Raw genomic sequence first — 11,771 nt, 5'->3', positions numbered from 1 at the left:
CGGAGCGATCCGGGCTTTTTCGTCTGAATATTACCGCGTCAACCGAATATCCGCCGTCACGACAGTCGGCCCGTTCGCGCCGTCCTTATCCGTCGTTCGCAACCTTAAGCCGTTCGTGCCGACCTTGCTGATGGTCATACCAGCAACACGGTCGCCGTTGATGTCCTTGTTCCAGCGCACCGTCAGGTTGATCGCATCTCCACGGCGGCTGCCGCTGAGCGCGGATGGTCTTCCGGACGGGCCGACATAGTTGCCGGAGTAGCGGTTGCCGCGCGCCGAGAGATCGGCTGAAATCGCGCGGCGGACGACGACGAAGCCGCGGCAGGTGCCGTTCATCTGGAGCGACGGGCCGGAGGCGGTGGACTGGAAGGTGCAGTTGACGTTCACCGGCTTGGAGCCGATTCGCGTGGTCACTGTGCCGTTGCCTTTCCAGCTGCCGGAGAGCGAAGAGAGAAATGCACTTTCATCTGCAAAGGCCGGGGCTGCGATGAGGGCAACTGCAACAGCCATGATGGACGTGATCTTGTAAGTCATTTCGCTTGTTCCTCATTTTAAGGAAAGCGAACGTACGGACTGATTGAAGGTTCCTGCCCATGAATAGTTATAGCCGATAGCAACTAATAAAGACGCCGCGCGTTTTTCGCCAGCTTTGCCACTCATGCTGGAGTTTCACGCATGACATCCGTTGCTTCGTCATCTCTGCCTCAAGGTTCACTCGGAAACACTCCACGCAGCGGCATAAGCGACCGAACGTTGTTCGCGCTTGCTGTTCTCAATTTCTTTCTAGCCGATGCGCGCGATGGGCTTGGGCCGTTTCTCGATGCATTTCTGGCAACGAACGGCTGGTCTCCCATGCAACTCGGCGTCATCGCAACGGTCGGCGGTCTGGTTGGCTTGGCTGTCACCCCCGTTTGCGGCGCGCTTGTCGATGGCACCACTTGGAAGCGGGCCCTTATCGCGGGTCCGGTGGTTCTGGTAACAGCTGGTGCGTTGATCACCCTCCTGTTCACCAACGAGATCGTCGTTTGGTCAGGCCAGATCATGACAGCCGTGGTGGGCGCTGTGGTTGGGCCTGCGCTGGCGGGGCTGACGCTGGGTCTGGTCGGTGAGAGAATGTTCTCGCATCAGATTTCGCGTAACGAATTCTGGAACCACGGCGGCAACTTCGCCTCGCTGTTTGCTACCTATGTCGCGGTGTCCTATTTCGGCGTTTCAGGCGTCATTGGCCTCATGGTCATCACCGCCATCGGCACGTTGATCGCCATTGCCGCTATCGACCCGAACCGCATCGACCATAAGGTAGCGCGCGGGCTTGGGCATGATGAGGGCAAACCCGGTCCGTCCGGTTTCGATGTTCTCCTCCATGAACGCGGCCTCATTCTACTGGCGATCATTCTGCTGATCTTCCACTTCGGCAATGCGCCGATGGGTCGCCTGATTGCCCAGGATTTTGCGGTGGAACTCAATTCACCGTTCAAGACGACAGCGATCATCACCGGCGTTGCGCAGTTCGCCATGATCTTCGTGGCGGCCATGGCACCTCGGCTTATTCGGCGTTTCGGCCTTTCCACCGTCTTTCTTATCGCTCTTGCCGCCCTTCCGCTGCGTGGGTTCCTCGCAGCATCTTTCCACGATTTCTGGGTGGTTTATCCGGTACAGCTTCTGGATGGGATCGGCGCTGGCCTGCTCGGTATCGTTACGCCGGTCGCGGTCGAGAGAATCCTGAAAGGAACTGGCCGCTTCAATGTGGGTCTCGCCAGTGTGATGACGGTGCAGGGCATCGGCGCTTCGCTGAGCAACGGCGTAGCGGGTTGGCTAACCACCGAGGGCGGTTTTGGCCTGTCGCATATGGTTGGCGGTAGCATCGCTGCCATTGCCATCATTCTTTTCGTTATGTTTCGACGGGACATCGTTCCTAAGGATGAACCTGCAGAAAGCTGAAAAGAAAAAGAAGGCCATTGGCCTCCTTTAAAATTATCTCGAAGTCACGTTAACCGACGAAAGCGCGCTCGATCACAAACTCCGCTGGCTTGTTATTTGCACCCTCGTTTAAACCGGCTTTCTCCAGCAATTCCTTGGTGTCCTTCAGCATAGCAGAAGAACCGCAGATCATGCCGCGATCAATCGCTGGATCGAAAGCCGGAACGCCAAGGTCGGTAAACATCTTTCCGTTTTCGATGAGGTCGGTAATGCGTCCCTTGAAAGGGTATTCCTCGCGGGTAACGGTGGCATAATGCTTCAGCTTGTCGCCAGCGATTTCGCTCAGGAATTCGTGGTTCTTGATTTCTTCGATCAAATCAAAGCCATACTTAAGCTCAGCAACATCACGGCACGTATGCGTAAGAATGACTTCCTCGAACTTTTCATAGGTTTCGGGGTCGCGGATGAGGCTTGCGAACGGCGCGATGCCAGTCCCCGTTGAGAACATGTAAAGGCGCTTGCCGGGAGTCAGCGCATCAAGAACCAATGTTCCTGTTGGCTTCTTGCGCATCAAAACGGTATCGCCCGGCTTGATAGCCTGAAGATGCGACGTTAGCGGGCCATCCGGTACCTTGATAGAGAAGAATTCCAGTTCTTCATCCCATGCAGGGCTTGCGATGGAATAAGCACGATAAATCGGCTTTTCACCAACCATAAGACCGATCATCGCAAATTCGCCCGAGCGGAAGCGGAAGCCAGCAGGCCTCGTCATGCGGAAACGGAAGAGATGATCCGTATAATGCTCGACCGAAAGCACCGTTTCGGCATAAACACCGTCCGGGATTTTTACCGCAAATTCTTCCGTCTTGGCTGGGGCGTTCATTCTCTATCCGTTCGTCTTCATTAACTGACCAACATTTTGATACGCGGCGAATATAACATTTGAGCGTATTTTTGAAGGTACAGGACTGTCATTACAGCTATGTGCGTAGAAATAAGTATCAAAAACTCATATTTTTACGCAATCTATCAGGCGGTCAGCCGGCGACGCCAGCTATAGGCTTCATTTCCAGCCGCAGCCTTAGCCGTCGGCTGGTAGTAGACATCGATACTCGGCAAGCGATTTTCCGACAGACGCTGCAGCGCCGTCTCGTTGGTCACGGCAAAGCTGGTAAAGCCGGTACGCAGCATCAACGGCACCTGATCTATCAGCACATCACCAACTGCCCGCACCTCTTCCTTATAATTAAGGCGGCTTCGCAGAAGTGAAGCGTGGCTAAAGCCGCGACCGTCATTAAATGCAGGGAAGCTGATGGCGACCAATGCGATGCGGTCAATAAACGGTTCGAGTTTCGTCACGTCGTCGGCGGGCGTGATGAGAACGCCGAGACCTACATCGTTGCTTTCTGCAGCACGGGTGAGAAATGCATCAAGTGGAAGGACAGCATTTTGCCCTTCTTCCGCATTCACCTCATCCGTCTCTATGACCCACGGGTCGTTGTCGACGAAACCGCTTTCGTTCCAGATTTTTGTCATCGTCAAATGTCCCTTATGCGGCCGCGGCAGATGCCGGGTAAAGCGCATCCTTGAAGGGCTGCTGGCCGACACGGCGATATGCTTCGAGGAAGGTTTCTTCCCTGGAAAGACGCAGGCCCAGATAGGTGTCAACGATCGTCTCCACCGCATCCGTGACCTTCTCGGGCTCAAAACCACGACCGATGATTTCGCCGATGGAGGAGTTCTCATCGCCGGAACCGCCAAGCGTGATCTGATAGAGCTCAGCCCCCTTCTTTTCCACGCCGAGCAACCCGATATGGCCGACATGATGATGCCCGCATGCATTGATGCAGCCAGAAATCTTGATTTTCAGTTCGCCAATTTCTGCCTGACGCTCCGGCGCTCCGAAACGCATTGAGATTTCCTGGGAGACTGGAATAGAGCGCGCATTGGCGAGCGCACAATAGTCCAGCCCGGGACAGGCAATGATATCGGTGATGAGACCGGCATTTGCAGTCGCCAGACCCGCACCCAGAAGCGCACGATAAACAGGCTCCAAATCCGCTAGAGCAACATGCGGCAGAATGATATTCTGCTCATGGCTGATGCGGATTTCATCGAAAGCATATTCGGCGGCAATATCCGCGACGATATCCATCTGCTCGTCCGATGCGTCGCCCGGAATGCCACCGATCGGCTTCAGCGAAATCGTCACCATGCCGTAGTCGGGGTGCTGATGCGGCTGAACGTTCTGATCGACCCATCGGGCGAAGTCGCTATCCGCCTTCTTCCAGCGCGCCAGGCTCTCCCAGCTCTCGGGACGGTCCTTCAACTTCGGCGGTTCGAAATAAGTGGTGATCGCGGCGATATCGGCGTCGGGCAGTTTCAACTCGCCGTTCTTCAGATGAACGAACTCGTTCTCGACCTGACGCGCTAGTTCTTCAGCACCCGTTTCATGGACCAAGATCTTGATGCGTGCCTTATACTTGTTGTCGCGGCGACCATGCAGGTTGTAAACGCGCATGATGGCAGTCGTGTAGGACAGCAAATCCTCTTCCGGCAGGAAGTCACGGATTTTCTTGGCGATCATAGGGGTTCTGCCCTGCCCGCCGCCGACATAAACTGCAAATCCGATTTCGCCGTCCTCGTTCTTCTTCAAGTGAAGACCGATGTCGTGAACCTGAATGGCAGCGCGGTCGCGCTCGGCACCCGTTACCGCGATCTTGAATTTGCGCGGTAAAAAGGAAAACTCCGGATGAACCGAAGACCACTGGCGCAGGATTTCAGCGTAGGGCCGCGGGTCTGCAACCTCATCGGCAGCAGCGCCAGCGAAATGATCTGCCGTGACGTTGCGAATACAATTGCCTGACGTTTGGAGCGCATGCATTTCAACGGTGGCCAGTTCTTCAAGAATGGCGGGCGTGTCAGCAAGACGCGGCCAGTTGTACTGAATATTTTGGCGGGTGGTGAAGTGACCATAACCGCGGTCGTACTTGCGAGCGATATGCGCCAGCATCCGCATTTGCCTGGAATTCAGCGTACCGTAGGGAATGGCCACGCGCAGCATGTAGGCGTGAAGCTGGAGATAGACGCCGTTCATCAAGCGGAGCGGCTTAAACGCATCTTCTGCAAGCTCTCCAGATAGGCGACGCTCCACCTGATTACGAAACTGGTCCACGCGACCTTTTACGAAAGCGTGATCGAACTCGTCATAACGGTACATGGTATTCCTCAGACTGCGATGAATTCCGCGTCGGCTGCCTTGTAGCCGGGCGCATAGGGTATGGTTGGGCCAGCTGCACGAATACGCTCACGCAGGCGTGTCGGCCAAAGCTTGCCGTTTTCCTCGGCGACATCGACAATGTTTACGTCGACGACCTTGTTCGCGGAAAAATCGCGCTTGCCTATTTCCTCCAGCGAGGCAACCGCCTCCGCGTGGCGGGCAACCAGGGCTGCCTGAAGGTCTTCAGTCCACTCACCAGCTGCATCGAGCCAGACGGCGATGCCATCGCTCAAGCGATTTGCTGTCAGCACCTTGTCAACCATTTGCATACTCCTGCTCAAGATCCGAGCGAATGGGCGATAAAGCCAATGCTTCGGATCTTTCAAAATTCGCACCGGCAACCGCATCACCGATGATGACCATGACCGGACCGCTCAATTCGTCGCGATGCTCCAGATCGGGCAAGTCTTTCAATATACCGTGCATAAGACGGCGATAACTGCGGCTGGCGTTCTCAATGACCGCCACGGTCGTATCCGCGTTCAATCCCGCACTCATCAGCCGCGTGGCTACAGAGGCAGCGACCGAGCGTCCCATATAAACGGCGATTGTTGCGCCCGAGACCGCAAGACGCGCCCAATCCGGCAAGACATCGCCAGCCAGATCATGACCTGTCGTGAAGATGAGAGACGAGGCCACACCGCGCAGTGTCAAGGGCAGCTCAAAATCAGCGGCAGCAGCAAAAGCAGAGGTGATGCCCGGAACGATCTCATATCCAATGCCCGCTTCCCGCAGTGCCGCCATCTCTTCCGCTGCACGACCGTAAACCAGCGGATCGCCGGATTTAAGGCGCACAACTCGTTTTCCATTCTCTCCCAGCGACACCAAAAGCTTGTTGATGTCTTCCTGAGATTTCGAATGACAGCCCTTGCGCTTGCCAACGGAAAGTCGCTCGGCATCACGGCGACCCATATCGACTATTTCCTGCGGAACGAGAGCATCGTAAACGATCACATCCGCCTGCATGAGAACGCGCTGTGCGCGCAGTGTCAGCAAATCCTCAGCACCGGGGCCAGCACCAACCAGCCAGACGTAGCCGTCGTGACGCTCGGGGGTGGCAAGCAATTGCTCGGCCGCGGCACGAGCCGCATCAATATCGTTCAGGGATACGGCATCAGCGACACTGCCGGAAAAGAAGCGACGCCAGAAGCCACGACGCAGGGCACCTTTAGGGATCGCACGTTCGGCGGCAGCACGATATTCGACGGCCAATCGCGACAGCCTTCCGAGCGAGGGCGACAGCATTTGATCTACCTGCGCACGGATCATCTGCGCAAGCACCGGCCCTGCACCCTCCGAACCGATTGCAACAGCCACCGGAGCACGCGACACCAAGGCCGGAGTGAAGAAATCGCAGTAATGCGGCTGGTCTACCGCGTTTGCCGGGATCCGGCGAGCACGAGCCTCATCGACGATTCGACGATCAAGCGCCTCATCGCCGGTCGCTGCAAATACCAGCGTGATATTGTCCAGGTGCGAGTGAGAGAACGCCTCAGACACATGCGTCACCGATCCGCTCTTCAACAGCGGTGCGTAGCTCTCTTCCGGCTCCTCTGAAAAAGCCAGTATCGCAGCGTTCGTGTTCAAGAGTAGACGAACTTTTGCATAGGCCTCATCACCATTTCCAAAGACGGCAACCCGCTTTCCCCTCACCTTGAAAAAGGCGGGGAATGTGTCGAGTCTTTCGTCATGATATGAGACTGGTGTTTCAAGCATGGTCGCAATATCGCCGATCAGGTCTGGACAGTGAAGGTACAGAAATTTATTCGTTATAATGCAGTAGATTTTTATTCTTCGGCAAGCCCGGATTTTGAGGAAAAGCAACCGCGTCACCGATTTGCAATACACATAGAATTCTCGGTATTTTCCATGAAAATGGTATATTTCTCAGAGGATTCGCGGGCTTAATCATTCTCTATTAATACAAACGGGAAGACAGGAAATTACCTTGACTGAACGCACGATTGCTCGACGCCTGCTCGAGGTCATCGAAAAGAATATCCTGCCCTTGACTACACTGGGCGTTTCCAAAGGAAACAAGGTTTTTGGAGCGGCGATCTTGCGCAAGTCCGACCTGTCGCTGGTCATTGCTGAAACAAATAATGAACTCGAGAACCCGCTTTGGCACGGCGAAGTCCACACCCTCAAGCAGTTCTACGAGCTCAAAGATAAGCCGAATACGAAGGATCTGATTTTCCTGTCGACGCATGAACCCTGCACCATGTGCATGTCGGCTATTACGTGGGCTGGCTTCGACAATTTCTATTCGTTTTTCAGCCATGAGGATTCGCGTGACGCATTTGCCATTCCGCACGACCTCAAGATTCTGAAAGAAGTCTTTGGGCTGGAACCCGGCGGTTACCGACGCAGTAATTCCTTTTGGAATTCTTTTTTCATTTCCGAACTCGTGGAAACCGAAGACGACCCTCTGAAGACCGAGTTGGTACAGCAGACAGCGCGTATTAAAGCAATTTATAACGACCTTTCCAGCAGTTATCAGTCTTCCAAGGCCGACAACGATATCCCCTTGAACTGACGCAGAAGAAAAGACCTCAAATGGAAGCCTCCAAAGATATTTCCCGTCTCATCGAGATCATGGAGGCTTTACGGCAGCCTGAAACCGGTTGCCCCTGGGACATTGTACAGACGTTCGAAACCATAAAGCCTTACACCATCGAGGAAGCCTATGAGGTCGCCGATGCAATCGAGCGCAAGGATATGGACGACCTTTGCGACGAACTCGGTGACCTGTTGCTTCAAGTCGTGTTCCACTCACGGATAGCCGAGGAGATGGGCGAGTTTACGTTCGAAGATGTCGTTCACGCGGTAACGTCGAAAATGATCCGCCGCCACCCTCATGTGTTTGCCGTATCGGATGCCGATACGGCTGAGTCCGTTAAAGTTCAATGGGATGTCATCAAGGCTCAGGAGAAACGAGAGCGCGCGGAGCGGCGGGCAAAGCGCGGTATCACCGAGGACTTCAAGGCCGGGTTTCTTGGGTCGATCCAGCGGAGCCAACCTGCATTAACCGAAGCGCTGAAATTGCAGGAACAGGCAGCGCGCGTCGGTTTCGATTGGTCTGCGTCCGAGCCGATCCTGGATAAGATCGAAGAGGAGATCGCGGAGCTCCGTCAAGCCTTGTCTGAGGGAAACCCCGCCAAGGTCACGGACGAACTGGGTGACCTAATTTTCGCGCTCGTCAACATCGGTCGCCACGTTAAGGCAGATCCTGAAAACGCACTTCGCGGCACGAATACGAAGTTTCGACGCCGCTTTAACCACATCGAAAAATCGCTACCAGAGCAGGGTCACACGCTCGAATCGGCGTCACTGGAGCAAATGGAAGAGTTGTGGCAGGCAGCAAAGGCGATCGAACGGCAACTCGAAAAGCTTTGATATAGCAAGGGACTAGCCTGCTTGCCGGATTTCTTCGCCGGAGTTTTTCAAGTCGAAATCCTCAGCATTGTAGACAGTCAGTCTATCACGACCGGAGGCCTTGGATGCATAAAGAGCCATATCGGCCTTCTTGATCAACGCTAGGGGTGCGCAGGTCTTTTCCTCACAGACAGCCAGCCCCATGCTCAGAGTCACGGGAATCTTCTGATCCTCGATCACATGCCGGATGGCGCTGACGAGCAGCCTCGTGCTTTCGGCCAGTGCCAAAGCTTCTTCCTCGCCAATCGCCGGCTGATAAAGAATGAACTCCTCGCCGCCGAAGCGGGCGAAACGATCAGTTGGACGTATGCGGCTCGAGAGTTCCTTTGCCACCCGAGCAATAACTTCATCGCCGGCCAAGTGACCGAAACCGTCATTGATCCGCTTGAAGTAATCAATGTCGATCATAACGATCACGTCGCCATGATGCAGGACGTCAGGCAAATGGGACGTGAAGGATCGGCGGTTCGGCACACCCGTCAAAATATCCAGATCGGCCAAACGCTTTAATCCTGCCTCGGCGCGCTCCTTGACCAGAGCCATTACGAAGAACGCAATCGCGAAGTGACAAATGATGGATACGAAGAACGCGTTTCGCGCTGACACAAGAGAAGTAGTAGGGAAAACAGCGCCAAGTGCCACAAAGATGCTCAGGATCGCTGCAAAAACAACCGTTGCTCCGATTACCTTGCGAACAGGTAAAGGCTCTGTACGCCGGTCTGAAAAGATCGTGTAGGCAGCGGCAAAAAGCAACGCAGCGGCGGTGGTTTGAAACGCGAAGGCTCTTGCAGCCATAACTGTATACAGGCCGCTCAACAGAAGAACGGAGCAAACGACGACCGGCAAGAACAGTATCAGCCATTCTCTTCGCCGCTGTCTCTGGCTGCTGATACGGCACATGCCCACCCAAAAGATCGCATAACCCACGATCCCGGCGAAATTTCCCGCAATCGCAAACTGGTGCTCAACCGAGACGTAAACCTTACCGATACTGCCTAGAGTCGAAGCCATGGCGACGAGAAAGAAACCGAGGGCCAGAAAACCCAACCCAACACTTTCACGAGACTGCGACCGTACATACAGGAAGCACAGCGCGCCGACGAAAAAAGATAGCTTGTGTAAAAGAAGTACGGTTGCCAGATCTAAAGGCTGTGACATGTAATTTCTGCTCGCATCAATTGCGCGATAATATCACATGCCTCACCTTACGAAACCCTAACTTAGCAACCACAATTCTTAGAGTCGCCGCATGGCTGCCATGCAAAAAGGAAAACCTATTCCCGCTCCCAGTCTTCCGGTTTCGCCTGGCTCCCGACGCCCATAAGACGATCAAGCTCGGCAGCCTGCATTTCTGAGAGACGGAGATCTAGCGCCACGGAGCCGTCCTCCTGGTCTTCGCGAGCATCGACTATTGCGTTGTCATAGACCCAGGACAGCAGCTTCAGCTTATCGACTGGCAACACGACCGTGGTCTCGGTCAGAACGCCTGACAGGCGCGATGAAATCTCCGTCATGAGAGCATCGACGCCCTCACCGGTAATTGCAGAGACAGCCCGCACATTCGTACGCCCTACCGCTTTCTGCATAATGGCATCGTGAGCCTCCGGCTCGAGACGGTCCACCTTGTTCCAGACTTCGATAAGCCGCTCCTCAGAAACCTTCTCATCAATGCCCAGATCACCGAGAATTCGTAATACGTCGCCCGCTTGCGCCGCATTGTCCGGATCAGACATATCACGGACATGCAGGATGAGGTCGGCTTCCAGCACTTCTTCCAATGTTGCGCGAAAAGCGGCAACGAGGTGCGTTGGGAGATCTGAAATGAAACCGACCGTATCGGACAGGATGACGGTGCGGCCATGCGGCAACTTCATCCGACGCAATGTCGGATCGAGCGTCGCAAACAGCATGTCTTCCGCAAGAACGCCCGCGCCCGTAATACGATTGAATAGCGTAGACTTGCCAGCGTTGGTGTATCCGACCAGAGCTACAATAGGATGGGGAACCTTACGGCGTTTTGCGCGGTGAAGCTGGCGTGTTCGAACCACCTGCTCCAGTTCGCGCTCAAGCTTTACGATACGCTCCTGCAACAGTCGACGGTCCGCTTCGATCTGGGTTTCGCCGGGACCACCCATGAAACCGGCACCACCACGCTGACGCTCAAGGTGTGTCCAGCTGCGGACCAGACGTCCTTTTTGGTAATTCAGATGCGCAAGATCGACCTGAAGCGTACCTTCTTTCGTGGACGCACGACGACCGAAAATTTCAAGAATCAAGCCGGTGCGATCAATGACCTTCGAGTTCCACTGCTTCTCAAGATTTCGCTGTTGAACAGGCGTCAACGGGTGATCGATGATCACAAGACCGGAATCCGTCTCGTCCAGAAGATGACCGATCTCCTCGATCTTGCCGGTGCCGAACAGTGTCGCGGGACGGGGTTGGCTGATCGTTACGATCAGTCCTTCGATGACAGAAAGATCGATGGCGAGCGCAAGACCCTTGGCCTCTTCCAGCTTGGCTTCCATCGTCCGCGGTGGCGACGTTACGGAAGCCTCGCGCGTGTCGCGCTGCTTTAAAACGGGAACGAGAACAACCGCGCGCATATCGTCGCGGCGCTTTTCAAGCTCTGGAATAATCGATTCGTTCGATGTGTCACGCGTAGAAATCTGCAGGTCCCTCTTTGAGACAAATTAAGAGCGTCGCACTAAAACACACAAGCGACGTCAAGGCAAAACAACGGAACGTAATGACTGGTTCCGTTGTCGCCGTGGTAAAGACCGGCATATTTGCTACGGCAATTCCGCCGATGAGTTCGCGGATCCGGCCCTTACGCCGCGCCTTCTTCCGTTTCGAACATCTGCATGGGCTGACCCGGCATGATGGTAGAAATGGCGTGCTTATACACGAGCTGCGAGTGACCGTCACGACGCAGAAGAACGCAGAAGTTGTCGAAGGAGGTCACGACGCCCGTCAGCTTGACGCCATTGATGAGAAAGATCGTCAATGAAATCTTCTGCTTGCGAACGGTGTTGAGGAAGAGATCTTGCAGGTTTTGAGAACGTTCCGCCATGGCGCCGCTTCTTTCTTTTTTGCCCGGATGGGAGACCGGGAAATAAACATTGATTATCTTTGCCGG

Annotated in this window: 12 protein-coding genes; 3 read left to right on the top strand and 9 right to left on the bottom strand. The window is 54.8% G+C overall.

Features of this window, described 5'->3' with window-relative positions:
* Nucleotides 1-30: 30 nt before the first annotated feature.
* The gene (locus tag G6L28_RS06940; RefSeq protein WP_174063051.1) at nt 31-534 is read right to left on the bottom strand and encodes a hypothetical protein; all 504 of its coding nucleotides are present in this window, start codon (nt 532-534) and stop codon (nt 31-33) included.
* 141 nt (nt 535-675) lie between these two features.
* Between G6L28_RS06940 and G6L28_RS06935 the strand changes: the two genes are divergently transcribed.
* Nucleotides 676-1,941: an MFS transporter gene (locus G6L28_RS06935; RefSeq protein ID WP_174063050.1), complete on the top strand. Its 1,266-nt coding sequence runs from the start codon at nt 676-678 to the stop codon at nt 1,939-1,941.
* A 49-nt stretch (nt 1,942-1,990) separates the two neighbouring features.
* Here G6L28_RS06935 and G6L28_RS06930 read toward each other — a convergent pair whose 3' ends face one another.
* The 5 genes from G6L28_RS06930 to cysG all read right to left on the bottom strand — a co-directional run bounded on the left by G6L28_RS06930 (nt 1,991) and on the right by cysG (nt 6,916).
* The gene (locus tag G6L28_RS06930) at nt 1,991-2,803 is read right to left on the bottom strand and encodes a ferredoxin--NADP reductase (RefSeq protein ID WP_174063049.1); all 813 of its coding nucleotides are present in this window, start codon (nt 2,801-2,803) and stop codon (nt 1,991-1,993) included.
* A 146-nt stretch (nt 2,804-2,949) separates the two neighbouring features.
* Nucleotides 2,950-3,456 (bottom strand): DUF934 domain-containing protein, encoded by a 507-nt coding sequence (locus G6L28_RS06925; protein ID WP_174063048.1) that lies wholly within the window; start codon nt 3,454-3,456, stop codon nt 2,950-2,952.
* Nucleotides 3,457-3,469: 13 nt separating this feature from the next.
* A complete protein-coding gene (locus G6L28_RS06920) occupies nt 3,470-5,140 on the bottom strand; it encodes a nitrite/sulfite reductase (protein WP_174063047.1) in 1,671 nt (556 codons plus the stop codon).
* 8 nt (nt 5,141-5,148) lie between these two features.
* Nucleotides 5,149-5,463, bottom strand: coding sequence for a DUF2849 domain-containing protein (locus G6L28_RS06915; protein WP_174063046.1), 315 nt, complete (start codon nt 5,461-5,463; stop codon nt 5,149-5,151).
* A complete protein-coding gene (gene cysG / locus G6L28_RS06910) occupies nt 5,456-6,916 on the bottom strand; it encodes a siroheme synthase CysG (protein ID WP_174063045.1) in 1,461 nt (486 codons plus the stop codon). The genes G6L28_RS06915 and cysG overlap by 8 nt, the downstream gene beginning before the upstream one ends.
* Nucleotides 6,917-7,148: 232 nt before the next feature.
* Between cysG and G6L28_RS06905 the strand changes: the two genes are divergently transcribed.
* A complete protein-coding gene (locus G6L28_RS06905) occupies nt 7,149-7,736 on the top strand; it encodes a nucleoside deaminase (RefSeq protein WP_174063044.1) in 588 nt (195 codons plus the stop codon).
* Between the two features lie 20 nt (nt 7,737-7,756).
* Entirely contained in the window at nt 7,757-8,596 is an 840-nt protein-coding gene (gene mazG, locus G6L28_RS06900) for a nucleoside triphosphate pyrophosphohydrolase (protein WP_174063043.1), read from the top strand.
* Between the two features lie 12 nt (nt 8,597-8,608).
* Here the strand turns inward: mazG and G6L28_RS06895 are convergent, their stop codons facing one another.
* The 3 genes from G6L28_RS06895 to hfq all read right to left on the bottom strand — a co-directional run bounded on the left by G6L28_RS06895 (nt 8,609) and on the right by hfq (nt 11,705).
* Entirely contained in the window at nt 8,609-9,793 is a 1,185-nt protein-coding gene (locus tag G6L28_RS06895; protein ID WP_174063042.1) for a GGDEF domain-containing protein, read from the bottom strand.
* A 116-nt stretch (nt 9,794-9,909) separates the two neighbouring features.
* The gene (gene hflX / locus G6L28_RS06890) at nt 9,910-11,238 is read right to left on the bottom strand and encodes a GTPase HflX (protein ID WP_234902487.1); all 1,329 of its coding nucleotides are present in this window, start codon (nt 11,236-11,238) and stop codon (nt 9,910-9,912) included.
* A 224-nt stretch (nt 11,239-11,462) separates the two neighbouring features.
* Complete coding sequence (gene hfq / locus G6L28_RS06885; RefSeq protein WP_027673217.1) at nt 11,463-11,705, bottom strand: RNA chaperone Hfq; 243 nt, start codon at nt 11,703-11,705, stop codon at nt 11,463-11,465.
* Nucleotides 11,706-11,771: the final 66 nt, after the last annotated feature.

This window comes from Agrobacterium larrymoorei, from assembly GCF_013322225.1.
In the GTDB taxonomy this organism is placed as follows: Bacteria; Pseudomonadota; Alphaproteobacteria; order Rhizobiales; family Rhizobiaceae; genus Agrobacterium; species Agrobacterium larrymoorei_A.
Note: the sequence above shows the minus strand (reverse complement) of the source record. Positions and strands in the feature narration are given on the sequence as shown.